This window comes from Sphingomonas sp. GC_Shp_5, from assembly GCF_026540855.1.
In the GTDB taxonomy this organism is placed as follows: Bacteria; Pseudomonadota; Alphaproteobacteria; order Sphingomonadales; family Sphingomonadaceae; genus Sphingomonas.
Genome location: NZ_JALNUP010000006.1, coordinates 137,177 through 153,996, shown reverse-complemented (window position 1 = coordinate 153,996; position 16,820 = coordinate 137,177). Strand labels below are relative to the sequence as shown.

General features: G+C 67.2%; 19 protein-coding genes and 1 tRNA gene. 10 read left to right on the top strand and 10 right to left on the bottom strand.

Translation table 11 applies throughout. The features are described 5' to 3' along the window. Positions 1 to 78 precede the first annotated feature (78 nt). A tRNA-Pro gene (locus OXR60_RS07025) sits at positions 79 to 155 on the top strand. 60 nt (positions 156 to 215) lie between these two features. On the opposite strand, the gene OXR60_RS07020 is transcribed toward OXR60_RS07025, so the two are convergent. Together OXR60_RS07020 and OXR60_RS07015 are read right to left on the bottom strand one after the other, a co-directional pair. Next, the gene (locus OXR60_RS07020) at positions 216 to 689 is read right to left on the bottom strand and encodes a group 1 truncated hemoglobin (RefSeq protein ID WP_267395087.1); all 474 of its coding nucleotides are present in this window, start codon (positions 687 to 689) and stop codon (positions 216 to 218) included. A 4-nt stretch (positions 690 to 693) separates the two neighbouring features. Continuing rightward, positions 694 to 1,554, bottom strand: a complete 861-nt coding sequence (locus tag OXR60_RS07015; protein WP_267395086.1) for a DUF3034 family protein — start codon at positions 1,552 to 1,554, stop codon at positions 694 to 696. A gap of 116 nt (positions 1,555 to 1,670) precedes the next feature. Between OXR60_RS07015 and OXR60_RS07010 the strand changes: the two genes are divergently transcribed. From OXR60_RS07010 to hslU, 6 genes are all read left to right on the top strand, one after another. Continuing rightward, positions 1,671 to 2,282, top strand: coding sequence for a methylamine utilization protein (locus OXR60_RS07010; RefSeq protein ID WP_267395085.1), 612 nt, complete (start codon positions 1,671 to 1,673; stop codon positions 2,280 to 2,282). 2 nt (positions 2,283 to 2,284) lie between these two features. Then, the gene (locus tag OXR60_RS07005) at positions 2,285 to 4,645 is read left to right on the top strand and encodes an EAL domain-containing protein (RefSeq protein WP_267395084.1); all 2,361 of its coding nucleotides are present in this window, start codon (positions 2,285 to 2,287) and stop codon (positions 4,643 to 4,645) included. An 87-nt stretch (positions 4,646 to 4,732) separates the two neighbouring features. Beyond that, positions 4,733 to 5,272 (top strand): glycosyl hydrolase 108 family protein, encoded by a 540-nt coding sequence (locus OXR60_RS07000; protein WP_267395083.1) that lies wholly within the window; start codon positions 4,733 to 4,735, stop codon positions 5,270 to 5,272. 27 nt (positions 5,273 to 5,299) lie between these two features. Next, positions 5,300 to 5,665 (top strand): 3TM-type holin, encoded by a 366-nt coding sequence (locus OXR60_RS06995; RefSeq protein ID WP_267395082.1) that lies wholly within the window; start codon positions 5,300 to 5,302, stop codon positions 5,663 to 5,665. Between the two features lie 68 nt (positions 5,666 to 5,733). Then, entirely contained in the window at positions 5,734 to 6,300 is a 567-nt protein-coding gene (hslV, locus tag OXR60_RS06990; RefSeq protein WP_276046667.1) for an ATP-dependent protease subunit HslV, read from the top strand. Positions 6,301 to 6,423: 123 nt separating this feature from the next. Further along, a complete protein-coding gene (gene hslU / locus OXR60_RS06985; RefSeq protein ID WP_267395080.1) occupies positions 6,424 to 7,716 on the top strand; it encodes an ATP-dependent protease ATPase subunit HslU in 1,293 nt (430 codons plus the stop codon). A gap of 59 nt (positions 7,717 to 7,775) precedes the next feature. Here hslU and OXR60_RS06980 read toward each other — a convergent pair whose 3' ends face one another. From OXR60_RS06980 to OXR60_RS06955, 6 genes are all read right to left on the bottom strand, one after another. Next, positions 7,776 to 8,153, bottom strand: coding sequence for a hypothetical protein (locus OXR60_RS06980; RefSeq protein ID WP_267395078.1), 378 nt, complete (start codon positions 8,151 to 8,153; stop codon positions 7,776 to 7,778). Continuing rightward, positions 8,150 to 8,557, bottom strand: coding sequence for a hypothetical protein (locus OXR60_RS06975; RefSeq protein ID WP_267395077.1), 408 nt, complete (start codon positions 8,555 to 8,557; stop codon positions 8,150 to 8,152). The genes OXR60_RS06980 and OXR60_RS06975 overlap by 4 nt, the downstream gene beginning before the upstream one ends. A gap of 36 nt (positions 8,558 to 8,593) precedes the next feature. Continuing rightward, complete coding sequence (gloB, locus tag OXR60_RS06970; protein ID WP_267395076.1) at positions 8,594 to 9,319, bottom strand: hydroxyacylglutathione hydrolase; 726 nt, start codon at positions 9,317 to 9,319, stop codon at positions 8,594 to 8,596. Between the two features lies 1 nt (position 9,320). Continuing rightward, positions 9,321 to 9,755 carry a VOC family protein gene (locus OXR60_RS06965; RefSeq protein ID WP_267395075.1) on the bottom strand — a complete coding sequence of 145 codons (435 nt, stop codon included), beginning with the start codon at positions 9,753 to 9,755 and terminating at the stop codon, positions 9,321 to 9,323. Between the two features lie 70 nt (positions 9,756 to 9,825). Beyond that, positions 9,826 to 10,671 (bottom strand): hypothetical protein, encoded by an 846-nt coding sequence (locus OXR60_RS06960; RefSeq protein ID WP_267395074.1) that lies wholly within the window; start codon positions 10,669 to 10,671, stop codon positions 9,826 to 9,828. Continuing rightward, positions 10,668 to 11,390 (bottom strand): alpha/beta hydrolase, encoded by a 723-nt coding sequence (locus OXR60_RS06955; protein ID WP_267395073.1) that lies wholly within the window; start codon positions 11,388 to 11,390, stop codon positions 10,668 to 10,670. Before OXR60_RS06955 ends, OXR60_RS06960 begins: the two co-directional genes overlap by 4 nt. 179 nt (positions 11,391 to 11,569) lie before the next feature. On the opposite strand from OXR60_RS06955, the gene OXR60_RS06950 reads away from it, so the two are divergent. Further along, on the top strand, positions 11,570 to 11,941 hold the full coding sequence (locus OXR60_RS06950; RefSeq protein WP_267395071.1) for a PilZ domain-containing protein: 372 nt from the start codon (positions 11,570 to 11,572) through the stop codon (positions 11,939 to 11,941). Here the strand turns inward: OXR60_RS06950 and OXR60_RS06945 are convergent. After that, on the bottom strand, positions 11,934 to 12,188 hold the full coding sequence (locus tag OXR60_RS06945) for a DUF6356 family protein (RefSeq protein ID WP_267395070.1): 255 nt from the start codon (positions 12,186 to 12,188) through the stop codon (positions 11,934 to 11,936). The two genes, OXR60_RS06950 and OXR60_RS06945, sit on opposite strands and share 8 nt — an antisense overlap. 34 nt (positions 12,189 to 12,222) lie before the next feature. Then, a complete protein-coding gene (locus tag OXR60_RS06940) occupies positions 12,223 to 13,653 on the bottom strand; it encodes a Mur ligase family protein (RefSeq protein ID WP_267395069.1) in 1,431 nt (476 codons plus the stop codon). 110 nt (positions 13,654 to 13,763) lie between these two features. On the opposite strand from OXR60_RS06940, the gene OXR60_RS06935 reads away from it, so the two are divergent. Together OXR60_RS06935 and thrS are read left to right on the top strand one after the other, a co-directional pair. After that, positions 13,764 to 14,567, top strand: coding sequence for an LD-carboxypeptidase (locus OXR60_RS06935; RefSeq protein WP_267395113.1), 804 nt, complete (start codon positions 13,764 to 13,766; stop codon positions 14,565 to 14,567). 111 nt (positions 14,568 to 14,678) lie between these two features. Further along, entirely contained in the window at positions 14,679 to 16,688 is a 2,010-nt protein-coding gene (thrS, locus tag OXR60_RS06930) for a threonine--tRNA ligase (protein WP_267395068.1), read from the top strand. The last annotated feature ends 132 nt before the right edge of the window (positions 16,689 to 16,820 follow it).

Sequence of the window (16,820 nt, the reverse complement as noted above, 5' to 3'; positions counted from 1 at the left end):
GCTTGCATCGCTGCCGACACCGGCCTAGAGGCCCGCCTTCTGGATGACCGGCGAGCTACTCGCGGGTCGCCAGCCGGTCGGGGCGTAGCGCAGCCTGGTAGCGCATCACACTGGGGGTGTGGGGGTCGCAGGTTCGAATCCTGTCGCCCCGACCAATTCAACTCTGTCAGCACGGACGATGCGTCGTGCTCCTGCAGCCGCAGGCGGGCGGTGGCCTAGCGCTGGACGACGTCGCGCTTCATTGGCGCGAGTTTCGCGAGCAGGCGATTCTGTGCCGCGAACGGCACCTGCTCCTGGCGCATCGCCCATTGCAGGTTTTCGACCAGCGCACCCATGTCGGCCATCTGCACGCCCATGTTGGTGTGCGCCTCCTTCATGGTCCGCCCCGAATAAGCGCAGCCGCCGCCCAGAATGTAGCAGAACTGCTCCTTGAGCACGCGGCGCAGGCGGATCAGATCCTGGTTGCGGAAGATGTCGGCAATGCGCCGATCGGCGGCGTTGCGGGCGACGAAGCGGTCGATCAGCCGGTCGACACCGTCTTTGCCATGGAAAGCACGCCACATGCCGGTGCCCGCGAACGGCGTGGCGCCGGCATTGGCGTTGCTGTGAGGATAAGGCGCGACCGGTTCCTCGCCCGGCGGCGTGGCCTGAGCGGCAAGGGCGAGGGCGAGCAGGATCGACACGATCATTCCTTCAGAAGGCGGTCTGGAGTGACAGGAACAGCCCGCGCTGGTTCTTGACGGTGGCGATGTCGCCGAGATCGACATAGGCGGCGGTAAGCGAGACGTGGCGTTGCACCGCCCAGGCGGCGAACAGGTCATAGGCATCGTCCTCCTGCGCGAAGCCGAGCCGATCGGGCTTGGTGCGATACTCGCCGCCGATCACCAGCCGCGACGACAGCATGTAGCCCGCCGAGCCTTCGAATTGCGCGGTGCGGGCGTTGCGGCCGTCGGTGCCGAAGCCGAGCAGGCCGAACTGGTTGGCCTTGGTGAAGCGGACGGTGCCGTTGAGGACGAGGCTTTGCGCGAGCAGCAGCTTGGTGGCGGCGACATAGAGGTCGGTGCCCTCGCTCTCGCGGCCGCCGACCGCATGGATCACCGCCGCCTTGTCGGCAATATGGTGCTGCACGCCGATGCTGATCTGCGGCAGCAGGCTGTCCTGCGCCCAGACCGCGTCGCCCGCAATCCGCAGCTTGGCGCCGACCACGTCCTGCGCAAAGGTGAAGCCGCGGCCGAGCCCGAGCGCAGCGCCGGCCGCGCGGGTGTCGAAGCTCTGATGAGCGTAGGAGACCTCCAGCCGATCGAACACGCCGACCGCGGCGCCATAGCTCTTGAGGGTGAAATCGGGCAGTGCGACGAGCGTCGCATGGGCGCTGCCGCCGATGCCGTCGCGGGTCTCGTTACCGGCGATCACCGCCCAGCTGGCCAGCCCGCCGCCGGCGGCGCCGTCTACGGTAGAGACGCCGTTGGTAAGCAGCAGCTTGCCGCCGGCGCGATGCTCCTCGGCCAGCGCCGGCGCAGCCGGCATTGTGGCGGCCAGCAACGAAATTGCCATTATTCTATCGTAGGTTAGGATCCGCGTCATCGCCGACCTGATTAGCCGGGCTGTGGTTGCCAGCCGGTAAAACCCACCTTTACGAACGGTAAACGACGTTGAGCTACAGGCCGGGGATGGCTCGCTCCCCGACCTCTATCGTTGCCGCCGGATGGCTGATCGCTGCCGGGCTCCTGCTGCCGGCGATCGCCGCCGCGGCGCCGGTCACGGTGATCGTCAAGGGTCCCGACGGGAGGCCGCTCGCCGATGCGGTGGTGTCGGTTGAGGTGCCCGGCGGACCCGTGGCGGTGCCGCGCGGATCCTATATGGTCCAGCAGCGTGACATCGCGTTCGAGCCGCATGTGCTGGTGGTGCCGGTCGGCGCGTCGGTGGGCTTTCCCAATCGCGACAAGGTGCGCCACCACGTCTATTCCTTCTCCAAGCCGCGCAAGTTCGACCTCAAGCTCTATGGCCGCGACGATCAGCGCGCGGTGACATTCGACAAGCCCGGGGTGGTCGCGCTCGGCTGCAACATCCATGACCAGATGAGCGGCTTCGTCTATGTGACGACGACGCCCTATGCCGGCGTGACCGATGCCGCGGGGCGAGTCGCGCTCACCGGCGTGCCTACAGGCGTGGTAACGCTGAGGGTCTGGCACCCATCGATCCGCGCCGCGGGCAACATGCTTGCCCAGCCCAAGACCATCGCCGCCGCCGGGCTGGCGACCACCGTCGCGATCCAGCGTTGACGATGCCGCCCATCTGGTCGCGGTTGCGCTTCCGCTCGCTGCGGACGCGGCTCGCCGTGCTTTACGCCGCCTTGTTCGGGGTGGCGCTGATCGGCATTGCCGGCGTGACCCAGGTGATCGTCCAGGACGCGGCACGAACCTCGGTGATGGCCGAACTGTCGGCGAGCGGGACGGTGTACGACCGGTTGTGGGCGCTGCGCGAGCGATCGCTGGCGAGCGCCGCCGACGTGCTGGCGCATGATTTCGGCTTCCGCAGCGCGATCGCCAGCGGCGATCGATCGACCATCGACAGCGCGTTGGTAAGCCTGCGCAATCGCGCGGGCGTGCCGCTGGCGATGGTGGTGGACGAGGATGGCGCGGTGATCGGCGTCCATGGACCATTGGCGGCGGCGGTGGGCCAATTGCCGTTCGTGCTCGCCGACGGGCGGCGCGACGCGGTGATCAGCGTCGACGGCGCGGTGTACCGGATCATCCTGTCGCCGATCCTCGCGCCAACCGAGATCGGCTGGGTCGCTTTTGCAATCCGCCTCGACGGCGGCGAGATGCGTAGCTTGGAGCGCTTGTCCGCCATCCCGCTCACCGCGACGATCCTGCAACGTACCGCGACCGACCATTGGGCAGCCGCGGACGGTTCAATCCCGGCCAATCCCCAGCTCGACCGGCTGGTACGCGAGTCGATGGGCCGGCGGACGCTGACGACGCTCGATCTGCCCGGTGGCGCTGCCTTCGCGTTGGTGAAGCCGCTCCATGGTCCCGGTGGCGAGGCCTCGGCGGCGCTGCTGATCCGCTATCCGCATGGCTCGGCGCTCGCGCAATACCGCCCGCTGCAGATCGGCATCGGGCTTGCCGGCCTGATGGGGCTGATCCTGGTGCTGCTCGCCAGCGGCCGGCTGGCGAGCAGCATTGCCCGCCCGATCGCGGTGCTTGATCGCGCCGCCAAGGCGCTGGAGGCCGGTGAGTACACCGAGGTGCCGGTGGAAGGAGCCGACGAGATCGGCCGGCTCGCGGACAGCTTCAACCGGATGTCGGCAGAGATCGTCGAGCGCGAGCATCGCATCACCCATCTGGCGTTTCACGATTCGTTGACCGGGCTGCCCAACCGCGTGTCGTTCCGCCAGGCGCTCGAGCAGGCGATCGCGCGCGCGGCGCGGACCGGGGGCGAGGTGGCGGTGTTGTGCCTCGATCTCGATGGCTTCAAGGGCGTCAACGACACGCTCGGCCATCCGGTGGGCGATGCGCTGCTGCGGCGGATCGGTGCGTTGCTGGTGGAGATGGCGCCCGACGGCATGGTCTCGCGTCTTGGCGGTGACGAATATGCCATCGTCCTCGCCAACGGCTTCCTGGCCGACCGACCGCGTGTGCTCGCGCAGCAGATCGTCGACGCATTGCAGGAGCCGTTGCAGGCGGCAGGCCATGTGATCGCCAGCGGCACCAGCATCGGCATCGCGATCGGCCCGGTCGACGGCGACGATCCTGACCTGCTGCTCAAGAACGCCGATCTCGCACTATACCGCGCCAAACAGGATGGCCGCGGCACCTTCCGCTTCTTCGAGCCGGCCCTCGACGAGGCTGCGCGCAAGCGTCGGCAGCTTGAACTCGACCTGCGCAAGGCGCTCAAGAACAACGAATTCCAGCTCAACTTCCAGCCGGTCGTGGCGCTCAAGGACGATGCGATCAGCGGCTTCGAGGCGCTGCTGCGCTGGAATCATCCGAATCGCGGCCGCGTGCCGCCGACCGAGTTCATCCCGGTCGCCGAGGAGACGGGACTTATCGTCGCGATCGGCGAGTGGGTTCTTCACCAAGCCTGCCGCGCCGCCGTCGAATGGCCCGATCACGTGCGGATCGCGATCAACGTCTCGCCGCTGCAATTCCGCAACACCGGCTTCCAGACCATCGTGCTCCAGGCGCTGGCGCAGAGCGGACTGGCGCCGGGACGACTCGAGATCGAGATCACCGAATCGGTTTTCCTCGACGGCGAGGGGCCGGTGGTGGCGATGCTGCACCGGTTGCGCGACATGGGCGTGCGGGTGGCGCTGGACGATTTCGGCACCGGTTATTCGTCGCTGAGCTACCTGCGCAAGTTCCCGTTCGACAAGATCAAGATCGATCGCTCGTTCGTCACCGCGGTGGCTTATGACGACAGTGCTGCGGCGATCGTGCGCGCGATCGTGCAGCTTGCCGAGGCGCTGCACATGGAGACCACTGCCGAAGGCGTGGAAAGCGACGACCAGCTCGCGCGGCTGCGCGGGCAGGGGTGCAGCAGCATCCAGGGCTATCTGTTCAGCCGACCACTCGCCGAGGACCGGATCGAAGCCTTGTTCGACCGCTGCGCCGAGCAGACCGCGGTGAGCCGCGCCGCCTGAACGGACCGAAAACGACGACCCAGGCATTTTCCGCTGTCCTACAGCAAACCTTTATGGTTCGCTTGCTTTCTGAGCAGGGAGGCGGGCATGACCATCGAGCAGCTGATCGACGAGGTGATCGACCGGGAAGGCGGCTATGCCAATCATCCCGCGGACAAGGGCGGCGAGACCAATTGGGGGATCACCGTCGCGGTGGCGCGGGCACAGGGCTATGCCGGGGCGATGCGCAGCCTGCCGCGCGACGATGCGGTGGCGATCTATCGCCGAATGTACTGGCTGCGACCAGGATTCGATCAGGTGGCGCGGCGCTCGTTCGATATTGCCGCCGAACTGTTCGACACCGGCGTCAATATGGGGCCGGCAGTGGCGGCGACCTTCCTGCAGCGTGCGCTCAATGCCCTTAATCGCGGCGCAGCGGATTACCCCGACGTGCCGCTGGATGGGGCGGTGGGCACTCGCACGCTGGCGGCGCTCGATGCGTTCATGGCCCGCCGTGGCGCGGGCGCGGGGCGGGTTCTGATCAAGGCGATGGAGGCACTGCAGGGCGAGCGCTATCTCGCGCTGGCCGAGCGGCGCCCAGCGAACGAGGCTTTCCTCTATGGCTGGCTTGCCAACCGGATCGGTTAAACAAGTGTCTGTGCGGAGGAGGGGGCGATGATCATCATGCCTGGGGGCGCACCTGCCGCGGCGGCGCTGATCGATCGGGTGGTGGCCGATCCGGCGGCGCGCGAGGCGGCGAAGATCGAACTGCTCAAAATCGAGGCGCCGGATGCTAATATCGACGCCTGGACGCGTCGGGCTCGGCCGACGTTCCTCTACGTCATGTATGCGCTGCTGCTATGGTCGATCCCGATGGGGATGATCGCCGCCGTGCGGCCGGCGGCGGCGGCGGCGATCGCGCACGGGATGACGGCCTACCTCAACGGCATCCCCGAGCCGCTCTACGCACTCTTCGGGACCGGCTACCTCGGTTATACCATGGCGCGCAGCTGGGGGAAGGCGCGCGGCGTGGAGCGCTGACTGCGCTGCCCCCCCTCGTAGCGGCGAGGGGCTTTGCAACTGGCCAAGGCGCCACCCATATGCCGGCCATGAACGGAAATGATCCACACGCCATGCCCGTCTGGCATGGCACCACCATTCTTTCGGTCCGGCGCGGAGGCAAGGTCGTCATCGCCGGTGATGGCCAGGTATCGATGGGGCAGACGGTGATGAAGCCCAATGCCCGCAAGGTGCGCCGGCTGGGCGACGGCTCGGTGATCGGCGGCTTCGCGGGCGCCACCGCCGATGCGTTCACCCTGTTCGAGCGGCTCGAGGCCAAGCTCGAGCGCCACCACGGCCAGCTGATGCGCGCCGCGGTGGAGCTCGCCAAGGACTGGCGCACCGACAAATACCTCCGCAACCTCGAGGCGATGATGATCGTCGCCGACAAGGAGGTGACGCTGATTCTCACCGGCAATGGCGACGTGCTCGAGCCCGAGGCGGGCATCGCCGCGATTGGATCGGGCGGCAATTACGCGCTCGCCGCAGCGCGCGCGCTGGTCGACTATGAACCCGACGCCGAGACCTTGTGCCGCAAGGCAATGGGGATCGCGGCGGAGGTGTGCGTCTACACTAACGACCGGCTGACGATCGAAACCATGGACTCGGTGAACTGACCCGCCGCCGCCCCGGCGAAGGCTGGGGCTCCATGTTGATACGAAAATTTCTTGCGGCACGAGATCCCAGCGTTCGCTGGGATGACGGACACTACGCCCGGTGTGGCCGGGGCATGAGGTAGAATGAACGAGAATTTGACCCCCAAGGCGATCGTCGCCGCGCTCGACGCACACATCATCGGCCAGCGTGACGCCAAGCGGGCGGTGGCGGTGGCGATGCGCAACCGCTGGCGGCGGCAGCAGTTGTCCGCCGACCTGCGCGACGAGGTGACGCCCAAGAATATCCTGATGATCGGGCCCACCGGTTGCGGCAAGACCGAGATCAGCCGGCGGCTGGCGAAGCTCGCCGACGCGCCGTTCGTCAAGGTTGAGGCGACCAAGTTCACCGAGGTCGGCTACGTCGGCCGTGATGTCGAGCAGATCGCGCGCGACCTCGTCGAAGAGGCGATCCGGCTGGAGAAAGAGCGCCGCCGCCTGGCGGTGAAGGACAAGGCCGAGGACGCCGCGATGGCGCGGCTGCTCGATGCGCTGGTCGGCAAGGATTCAAGCCAGGCGACCCGCGAATCGTTCAAGCAGCGGTTCCGCGACGGCCATCTCGATCAGACCGAGATCGAGATCGAGCTGGAGCAGGCGCCGCAGACCCCGTTCGAGGTGCCTGGCGGCGGCGCCCAGATGATCAACATCTCCGAGATGATGAAGTCGTTCGGCGGCGGCCAGCAGCTCAAGCGGCGCAAGGTGACGGTGCGCGCGGCGTGGGACAAGCTCGTCGAGGAGGAGGCCGACAAGCGGCTCGACCAGGACGAGGTGAGCCGCACCGCGCTCGCCGATGCCGAGGCCAACGGCATCGTGTTCTTGGACGAGATCGACAAGATCGCGGTCAGCGACGTGCGGGGCGGCTCGGTGAGCCGCGAGGGCGTGCAGCGCGACCTGCTGCCGCTGATCGAGGGCACCACGGTGGCGACGAAATATGGGCCGATGAAGACCGACCATATCCTGTTTATCGCGAGCGGCGCCTTCCATGTCGCCAAGCCTTCCGACCTGTTGCCTGAGCTCCAGGGGCGGTTGCCGATCCGCGTCGAGCTCAAGGGCCTGACCGAGGAGGATTTCATCGCGATCCTCTCCGACACCAAAGCCTCGCTGCCGGCGCAGTATAAGGCGCTGATCGCCACCGAGGGCGTCGACATCGACTTCACCACCGATGGCATCGCCGCGATCGCGCGGATCGCCGCCGAAGTGAACGGGCAGGTCGAGAACATCGGCGCGCGGCGCCTGCAGACGGTAATGGAGAAACTGCTCGAGGAAGTGAGCTTCGACGCCGAGGATCGCACCGATCCGGTGACGGTGGATGCCGCTTATGTCGATCGGCAGCTCGCGAGCATCGCCAAGAACACCGATCTCAGCCGGTTCGTGCTGTAGGTCTATAGCTGTCAACCGTCATCCCAGCGTCCGCTGGGATGACGGATGCGGGATACCCGCTATTTTTTGTCGTAGGGCGTGAAGCGATCGAGCCGGCATGAGGCCGAGGGGATGCTCATCCCCGGTTCGATCGTCCGGAAGCGATCGTTGTGGCACAATTGGCTGCCGTAGACATCGACGATCATGGTGGCGAGCGGGCGCAGCCCGGGACACGTGCCGACCGGGCCGGTACGCCAAATCCGCTTGCCCGACTGCCGATAGAGGATGGTGTGATCGTCGACGATCTGCGGGCCGTTGGTGGCGCCGGGAGCCAGGCTGATGCATTCGACCGGCGCGCCGGCAACGCGGCCGGCGAGCGGATTCGACTTGTTGGCGGCGAGCGCCAGCGCCAGCGCCAGCGCGGCGAAGGTCAGGCCCCGCTTGAGAAGCGGGCTCACGAGCGCGGCTTGCGATAGGGGGTGAACTCACCCAGCCCGCAGCCGCCGCTCGGGATGCGCGAGGTCTGCGACACGGTGCGTGCGATGTCGCCGCTGCACAATTGCCCGGTCGGTGACACGGTGACGAGAATGTCGCCGCGCGCCACGCCCTCGCAGCCCGGCGCCTCGACGCGATATTTGAGGTTTCGGCCTTCGACATAGACCAAGGTCGAGCCATAGCCCTTGAGCTGACGCGAGCGGTAGTTGGTCAGGCACGATACCGGCTGGCCCGGCTCCAGCCCGGCGAGTTCCTTGGCCAGGCCCTGCTGGCTGGCTGCATCCGACCGGGCAACGGCGGCCTGCTGCGCCGGCGTCAACGTGCAAGCGCCCAGCATCGCGAGCAACGGAACAATCAGGTAGCGCATGGTCGACCTCCAATGGCCCAACGCACGACCGCCGGTTTAGCCGCGGAAATTATCCTTGGCACGGCGGTGTTCGGCAAGCTGCTCGACGGTCGCGGCGCGGAGAAACGGATTGGTTGCCCGTTCCAGCCCGATGGTGGTGGGAATCGTCGCCTCGCCGGCGGCGCGTGCGGCATCCACCTGCGCCATGCGATCGACGATCGCCTGGTTGCCGGGCTCGGCGGACAGGGCGTAGCGGCCGTTCGACTGGGTGTATTCGTGTCCGCAATAGACCTGGGTGTCATCGGGCAGCGCCGCATAGCGCTGCATGTTGGCGAACATGTCGGCCGGCGTGCCTTCGAACAATCGCCCGCATCCCATCGCGAATAACGTGTCGCCGGTGAAGATCGCGCGATCGTCGGCAAAGTGGAAGGCGATGTGGCCCTGGGTGTGCCCCGGCACCTGCATCACCCGTGCGACGTGATCGCCGAGCGTCACGGTATCGCCCTCGCCGACCAGCACATCGAGGCTGCGGATCTTGGCGGCCTCGGCGGCGGGACCGGTGATCCGTGCGCCGGTCGCCTTTATCGCGTCGTTGCCGCCGGTGTGGTCGGGATGCCAGTGCGTGGTCCACACCCCGTCGATCGTCCAGTTCCTTGCCGATGCCGCCGCCAGCACCGGTGCCGCCTCGCCGGGATCGACCACGACGGTCTCTCCCGAGGCGGCATCGTGGAGCAGCCACGCGTAATTGTCGCTCAGCACGGGGACGCGGACGATCTCCAGCATGTCACCACTCGCCAGTGTTGGGCATCGACGACCAGGGCTCGGCGGGCTCGAGCACGCCATCCTGGAGCAGCTCGATCGAGATGCCGTCGGGGGTACGGACGAACGCCATGTGGCCGTCGCGCGGCGGACGGTTGATGGTGACGCCGGCGTTCATCAGCCGCTGGCAGGTCTCGTAGATATCATCGACCTGATAGGCGAGATGACCGAAGTTGCGGCCGCCGCTGTAGCTCTCCGGATCCCAATTATAGGTCAGCTCGACCTCGGCGTCGGCGCGTTCGCCGGGCTGGCGGATCGCGTCGGGGGTGGCGAGGAAGATCAGCGTGAAACGGCCGCGCTCACTATCCATGCGGCGTACTTCCTTGAGGCCGAGCAGCTCGAAGAACCGGATGGTCGCGTCGGGATCGGTGACGCGGATCATGGTGTGGAGGTATTTCATGCAGGTTCCTCTGGTGGCCGGCTGCTACCTAGGGACTGAGCCGCAGCGCTGCCAGCCGAGGTGGCAGGTTTTAGCGGCCTTGGGGAGAGGTCGGCGGAGACTTGAGCGAAGACGGGGGCGGCGGCGCGGTTGCCGGGACAGGACCCGCCGGCGGCGGGGTATCGAACTGCCGCAGCGCATCGACTGCGTGGCGGCCGACGTCGCTGTTGGGCGATAGTCGTGCCGCCTCGGCCCAGGCGGTGCGGGCACCGGCCTCGTCGTGCGCGGTGGCGGCGATGTTGCCGGCCTCGAGCTGGACGGAAGCGTCGTCTGCCGAGCGGCGGAGCGCCTCGGCGATGTCCTTCTTGGCACGGGGCAGGTCGCCCATCCGGCGCGCGAGCGTCGCCGACAGCAGCCAGGCGAGCGGATCGGCGGTGGCGTTGGTGAGGGCGAGATCGAGATCGCGTCGGGCGGCGCCGATCTCGCCGGCGACGACCAGCGCACGGGCATGGTCGAGCTGTGCCTCGCCCAGCGACAGACCGGTCAGGGTGCCGGCGACCAGCGCGGTGTCTAGCGCGGTGCGGGCCTTGGCGGGTTCGCCTGCGGCCAGCCAGGCATTGCCCGCCTGCGCCCAGTAATTGGCGGCGCGGGCATCGTGCGCGAGCTCGGCGGCGCGGGCGGCGGCGGTGAATTCGGTAGCAGCGGCGGGATATTGGCCGTCGCGTGTATAGGCGATGCCCGCGCATTGGCGCGCGAACCAGCCGCCGCCGGTGGCGCCCCATTGCGATGCTTCGGTGCGGGCGGCGGCGGTATCGCGGGTGGCGAGATCGACGCAGCGCTCATAGCGCGCCTCGCGCGGGTCAGCCGGGCCCGTATCGACCGGGCGCTTCGCCGGGGTCGATTGCAGGGCGGCGGCGGCAAGCAGCAGGCTGATCATAACTGGCCAATCACATCCTCGACCGCGCGGATGACGAGCGCAATATCAGAAGCGCGCGACAGGCGGTGGTCGCCGTCCTTGACCAGCCAGGTCTGCACATCGGCTGAACGAATCAGCTCGGCAAGGCGGCAGGTGCGGTGCCAGGGCACGTCGGGATCGGCCTGGCCCTGCACCAGGCGAACGGGGCCGTCGAAGGCGATCGGCCCGAACATCAACCGGTTGGCCTCGCCCGATGTATAAAAGGCGCGGGTGTAGACGGTGGGGGCCGGACCGTAGCGGTTGGCGCGCTCGAGCCGTCCGCTGGAGAGGATCACCATCTTCTCGTCCATGCTGAACCCCCAATCGGTGAAATCCGGTGCAGGGGCGATGCCGACCAGGCCGACGACCTGCTCGGGGCGCGCCTTGGCGGCGAGTAGCATCAGCCAGCCGCCAAGCGAGGATCCGACCATAATCGCGGGGCCCTGCACGGCATCGTCGAGCATCGCCAGCACGTCGTCACGCCAATCGGCGAGGCTCTGCTCCTCGAAGACGCCCTCGCTCTGCCCGCAGCCGGCATAGTCGAAGCGCAGGTAGGCGCGCCCCGCCGCCTTGGCCCAGGCCTCCAGCGCCACCGCCTTGGTGCCGTTCATGTCGGAGGCATAGCCGGGCAGGAACACGATCGTCGGCCCGGCGCCGGCGGTGAGATGATAGGCGAGGCGAGGGCGGGGAATGTCGGTCATCCGGCGCTTGTAGAAGCAAAGCGCGGGCACGAGAACCACTCCGCGGCTAACCCCTCTAAGATCCTCCGCCCGCACCAAAGAAAAAGTGGAAGGGTTTCATTAACTTCGATTGTTGCGTCCACTTTGGAACTAATGCAGATTAGCTTCGTCGATGGCACATGTCTCTGCATGGAGGTAATATGTCGCTATCAAGCACGCCGGCCTCGCGCGACGCACGTGCGGCGCAGCGGTTTCCGACCCACTTCGGCGGCCAGCTGGCCGTGCAGTCCGACCTGTATCCCGTGATCATCGCCAACATCTCGCGCGATGGCGCCAAGGTACGTTGCATCTCCGGGTTGCGGCTGGGCATGCGGGTGACGCTGAAGGCGAATGGCCTCGACATGCCGGGCACCGTGATGTGGAAGTCGGCGAGCACCTATGGGCTGCGCTTTGCCGGCCCGGTCGACCCGCTGGAGATTGTGCGCCGGAACTATGCCGGGCTCGAGCATCTGCGCGCGTCGCGAATCGGCGATCGCGACGCCGCGATGGTCGTTCCCCAGCCGATCAGATGACGAAGTCGACCGTCCGCATCTGCAGCTGATCGGCCTTCACCGCGCCGCGCTTGGCGACCATCTGTCGATGGAGCTCGGCGACGGTGCTGCTCCCGGTGGTCTTGAAGGCGGCAGGCAGGACGGCGTGGATCAGGCAAGCACCACCGCCGACGACCATCGCCAACCCGAAGCGACCGGCGGTCGCCAGATGCTCGCCATAGCTTTCGCCAACGGCCTGGGGGTGATCGAGGAACAGGCGACGCAACATGGCTGTACTCCGTGCTTCAGCACGGCCGAGCATATCAGGTCGTTGCCCCGGCGCCACCCTCGCCGAGCCGGGCGAGCATCTCGGCGGCGAGCAGGCTCAACGTATCGTCGCGCGCGCCCATCACGACGATCCGGTCGCCGGCACGTGCTTCGGCGACCAGCAGCGCGGCGGCGGCGGCACGATCGGCGACATAGCGGGCATCGCGGCCTGCCGCGCGGAGGTCGGCAACGATGTCGGCACTGGTCACCTCGCGCGCGACGGTGCCACCGTAATAGACCGGATCGGGCAGGACGAGGATGTCGTCAGGAGCCATGCGCGCCGCCAGTGCCTCGACCAGGTCGTGGCGCATCACCTTGAGCGGGCCATAGCCGTGCGGCTGGAACAGCATCAGCAGCCGACCAGTAAAGGCATGGAGCGTATCCAGCGTGGCGCCGATCTTGTCGGGGTTGTGGCCGAAATCGTCGATCACCGCGACGCCGCCGGCCTCGCCGACCAGATCGAATCGGCGGCGCAAGCCGGTGAAACCGGCGACCGCGGTGGTGGCCTCCGTCAGCGGCACACCGGCCGCGACCGACGCGGCGATCGCGGCCAGGGCATTGGCGACATTGTGCCGCCCGGGAACCTGGAGGCGGACGGGGATCGGCGGATTGCCGCCGACCGCCAGATCGAAGCCTATCGAGAACGGCGCTTCGACGAGGTTGAGCGCGGTGAAATCCGCGTCTCGGGCGATGCCGAAGGTGGTGATCTGCGCCGCCGGACGCTGCCGTGCGAGCAGCGCCGCCTCATCATTGTCGATATTGACGATCGCGGTCTCGGCCTTGGCGATGAAGCCGGCGAACAGCGTGCGCAACTCGTCCAGCCCCTTGTGATCGAGGCTGACGTTGTTGAGCACGGCGATGCGCGGGCGGTAATGCGCGATCGAGCCGTCGCTTTCGTCGACTTCGCTGACGAATGCCTCGCCGTTGCCAATCAAGGCGCTCGCGAACGGCGCATCGGCGGTCGCAAAATTCTTCATCACCGCGCCGTTCATCACCGTCGGGTCGCGGCCGCAGGCGTGGAGGATCCAGCCGATCATGCCCGTCACGGTGGATTTGCCGCTGGTGCCGGCGACGCCGATCGGCAGCCGGCTGTCGTTGAACAAGGCCGAGAGCAGCTCGGGGCGGGTGGCGCGCTGGCAGCCGAGGCGGGTCGCGGCAACAATGTCGGCGACGCTGTCTTCCACCGCGGCCGAGGCGATAACGAGCTGGCCCGGGCTGGTGATGCCGCTGCCGTCCTGCGGGAACAAAGCGATACCCCTGGCGGCGAGATCGTCGAACTTGGCAGGGACGCGGCCGCTATCGAGGTTGCGATCGGAGCCCGACACCCGGGCGCCGCGGCCGGCGAGGATCATCGCGAGCGGCATCATCCCTGAGCCCCCGATACCGACGAAGAAACAAGGGCGGTTCGCGAGGTTGCCGATCTGCATGGTGCCGGGCTAGTCGAGACGGGCGGCGGCGGGCAAGGTCTGTGTGGATTGTCGGGCCCGGTAGCCGCTGCCGGCGGACGAATGTGGGGATAATCGGAGTGAAGATCGGCATTCTCGCGCTGGCGAGCATCGGCAATCACGACGTCGTCGCTCCGGTCAGCGCGTTCGCGGCTTTAGCCTATCCCGAGGTCGATCTCGTCTTCCACCCGCAATGTTTCGAGGTCGACGGCCATTTCGCCGGATCGGACGCGCGCCGGGCGGCGGCGTTTCTCGACTATGCCAACGATCCCGGATTCGACGCGATCTGGTTCCTGCGGGGCGGCTATGGCTCCAACCGCATCCTCTCGACGGTGATGCCGCAGCTCGGGGCGGCGGCGCGGCACAAGGCGTATCTGGGCTATTCGGACATGGGGTTCCTGCTCGGCGCCCTTTACGCGCGCGGGATCGGCCGGCCGGCGCACGGGCCGATGGCGAGCGACATCCGCCGCAAGGGCGGCGATGCGACCGTCGCGCGTTCGCTCGGCTGGCTGGCGCGAGGCGACCGTCAGGGGCTGGAACCAGGGCTCGACGGGCGGCCGGCGGCGGCGTTCAACCTCTCGATCCTTGGCGCGCTGATCGGCACGCCATGGCTGCCGGACCTCACCGATCACGTGCTGCTGATCGAGGAGGTGTCCGAGGCGATGTACAATATCGACCGGCTGCTGTTCCACATGGCTCATGCCACCCAGCTCAAGGGATTGGCGGGAGTGCGGCTGGGGATCGTCAACGACATCACCCCCAATGAACCCGAATGGGGCGAGACGCTGGAGTTCATGATGGATCGCTGGTGCCGGGAACTCGGCGTGCCTTATCTCGGGCGGGCGGAGATCGGGCATAGCCAGGCGAACCATGTGGTGCCGTTCGGGATCGCGTGACCACATCCGCCACCCGCCGCGTAACGCCGGGATGACGCGCGCGCACCGCTTGCCTATATGACGGCGGCGACGGCATAAGCCGCGCCTCCTTTCACCCAATGAAAGCCTGTCATGTCCGCCATGTTCCGCATCACGCTGCCCGACGGTTCCGTCCGCGAGGTAGCCCCGGGGACTACCCCGGCGGACGTGGCCGCCGCCATTGGCCCCGGCCTTGCCAAGGCGGCGATCGCCGCTCGGATCGATGGCGAGGTTCGCGATCTGTCTCGCCCTTTCGAGAAAGACACGGATCTCGCGCTGATCACGATGCGCGACGAAGCCGATGCGCTTGAGCTCGCCCGCCACGATTTCGCGCATGTGATGGCCGAGGCGGTGCAGCATCTGTTCCCGGGCACGCAGATCACCTTCGGTCCGGCGACAGAGGACGGCTTCTATTATGATTTCGCGCCGCCCAAGATCGATGGCAAGGATCGCCCGTTCACCGATGACGACCTGCCTGCGATCGAGGCCGAGATGCGCGCCATCATCGCCCGCAACGAGCCGTTCGTACGCGAGGTGTGGACGCGCCAGGAGTTGATCGATCGCTGGAACGCGCAGGGTGAGCGCTTCAAGGCCGAATGGGCCGCCGAGCTGCCCGAAGGCGAGGAGCTGACGATCTATCGACAGGGCGAGTGGCTCGACATGTGCCGCGGGCCGCACATGCCCTCGACCGGCAAGCTCGATCCCGCCGCGTTCAAGCTCACCCGCGTGTCGGGCGCTTATTGGCGCGGGGACCAGAACAACGCGATGCTGAGCCGCGTCTACGGCACCGGCTGGCTCACCAAGAAGCAGCTAGACCAGCACCTGTTCCGCCTGGAAGAGGCGGCCAAGCGCGATCACCGCAAGATCGGCGCGGAGATGGACCTGTTCCACCTCCAGCCCGAGGCGCAGGGCTCGGTGTTCTGGCACCCCAAGGGCTATATCCTGTGGCGGGCGATGGAGGCCTATATGCGCCGCCGGCTCGATGCCGCAGGCTATGCCGAAGTGAAGACGCCGCAGCTGATGGACGCGCGCCAGTGGGAGCAGTCCGGCCATTGGGGTAAGTATCGCGAGAACATGTTCGTGGTGCCGGACGAGATTCCCGGCACTGAGGATGACGCGGCGATTTTCAGCGGCACCGCCGATCTTATGGCCTTGAAGCCGATGAACTGCCCGGCGCACGTGCTGATCTTCCGCCAGGGGATCAAGAGCTACCGCGACCTGCCGATCCGCATGGCCGAATTCGGCTGCTGCCACCGTAACGAGCCCCATGGCGCGTTGCACGGGATCATGCGGGTACGCCAGTTCACCCAGGACGATGCTCACATCTTCGTCCGCGAGGATCAGCTGGTCGCCGAGGTGCAGCAGTTCTGCGAGTTGCTCGACAGTGTCTATCGCGATCTCGGCTTCGAGGATTATGCGATCAAGCTCGCGTTGCGCCCCGACAAGCGCTTCGGCGACGACGCGATGTGGGACCAGGCAGAGGACGAGCTGCGCCAGGCGGTGCTCACCTCGCAGCTGAGCGAGGGCATCCTCGCCAAGTTCGAGGAGCTGCCGGGCGAGGGCGCCTTCTATGCGCCAAAGCTCGAATTTCACCTGACCGATGCGATCGGCCGCACCTGGCAGGTCGGCACCATCCAGTCGGACCGCGTGCTGCCCGAGCGACTCGACGCGAGCTATGTCGGCGAAGACGGCAACCGCCATCGCCCGGTGATGCTTCATCGCGCCATCCTCGGCACGTTCGAGCGCTTTATCGGCATTCTGATCGAGCATCACGCCGGGCGCTTCCCGCTTTGGCTGGCGCCGGTCCAGGTGGTGGTGGCGACGATCGTCTCCGACGCGGACGATTATGCCCTCGAGGTCGCCGCCGAGCTGCGCAAGGCGGGGCTGCGGGTGGAGACGGACCTGCGCAACGAGAAGATCAACTATAAGGTGCGCGAGCACAGCCTGGCCAAGGTTCCCAACCTGCTGGTTGTGGGCAAGCGCGAGGCCGAGGAGGGCACCGTGGCGGTGCGGCGACTCGGCAGCCAGGGCCAGGAAATGCTCAGCCTCGCCGCGGTGACAGAGCAGCTCCGCCAGGAGGCGCTGGCCCCCGATCTGCGCTGATCGCGACGGATCCTGCGTCATCCCTGTGTGACACGGGATGACGCAGGGGAGGGGCGACGGTGTGCTCACTTCAACCCAGGTTGGCGCACACCCACCGACATCCTTTTAAAACGGCTGCCGAAACACTATATA

What these genes read in the sequence shown, in the direction of transcription:
- OXR60_RS06995 (WP_267395082.1), top strand. Translation starts at nt 5,300, where the DNA reads ATGATCATCATGCCTGGGGGCGCACCTGCCGCGGCGGCGCTGATCGAT.
- gloB (WP_267395076.1), bottom strand. Translation starts at nt 9,319, where the DNA reads ATGCTGGAGATCGTCCGCGTCCCCGTGCTGAGCGACAATTACGCGTGG.
- OXR60_RS07010 (WP_267395085.1), top strand. Translation starts at nt 1,671, where the DNA reads ATGGCTCGCTCCCCGACCTCTATCGTTGCCGCCGGATGGCTGATCGCT.
- OXR60_RS06950 (WP_267395071.1), top strand. Translation starts at nt 11,570, where the DNA reads ATGTCGCTATCAAGCACGCCGGCCTCGCGCGACGCACGTGCGGCGCAG.
- OXR60_RS06945 (WP_267395070.1), bottom strand. Translation starts at nt 12,188, where the DNA reads ATGTTGCGTCGCCTGTTCCTCGATCACCCCCAGGCCGTTGGCGAAAGC.
- OXR60_RS06955 (WP_267395073.1), bottom strand. Translation starts at nt 11,390, where the DNA reads ATGACCGACATTCCCCGCCCTCGCCTCGCCTATCATCTCACCGCCGGC.
- OXR60_RS07000 (WP_267395083.1), top strand. Translation starts at nt 4,733, where the DNA reads ATGACCATCGAGCAGCTGATCGACGAGGTGATCGACCGGGAAGGCGGC.
- OXR60_RS07015 (WP_267395086.1), bottom strand. Translation starts at nt 1,554, where the DNA reads ATGGCAATTTCGTTGCTGGCCGCCACAATGCCGGCTGCGCCGGCGCTG.
- thrS (WP_267395068.1), top strand. Translation starts at nt 14,679, where the DNA reads ATGTCCGCCATGTTCCGCATCACGCTGCCCGACGGTTCCGTCCGCGAG.
- OXR60_RS06960 (WP_267395074.1), bottom strand. Translation starts at nt 10,671, where the DNA reads ATGATCAGCCTGCTGCTTGCCGCCGCCGCCCTGCAATCGACCCCGGCG.
- hslV (WP_276046667.1), top strand. Translation starts at nt 5,734, where the DNA reads ATGAACGGAAATGATCCACACGCCATGCCCGTCTGGCATGGCACCACC.
- OXR60_RS06965 (WP_267395075.1), bottom strand. Translation starts at nt 9,755, where the DNA reads ATGAAATACCTCCACACCATGATCCGCGTCACCGATCCCGACGCGACC.
- OXR60_RS06975 (WP_267395077.1), bottom strand. Translation starts at nt 8,557, where the DNA reads ATGCGCTACCTGATTGTTCCGTTGCTCGCGATGCTGGGCGCTTGCACG.
- OXR60_RS07020 (WP_267395087.1), bottom strand. Translation starts at nt 689, where the DNA reads ATGATCGTGTCGATCCTGCTCGCCCTCGCCCTTGCCGCTCAGGCCACG.
- hslU (WP_267395080.1), top strand. Translation starts at nt 6,424, where the DNA reads ATGAACGAGAATTTGACCCCCAAGGCGATCGTCGCCGCGCTCGACGCA.
- OXR60_RS06940 (WP_267395069.1), bottom strand. Translation starts at nt 13,653, where the DNA reads ATGCAGATCGGCAACCTCGCGAACCGCCCTTGTTTCTTCGTCGGTATC.
- OXR60_RS07005 (WP_267395084.1), top strand. Translation starts at nt 2,285, where the DNA reads ATGCCGCCCATCTGGTCGCGGTTGCGCTTCCGCTCGCTGCGGACGCGG.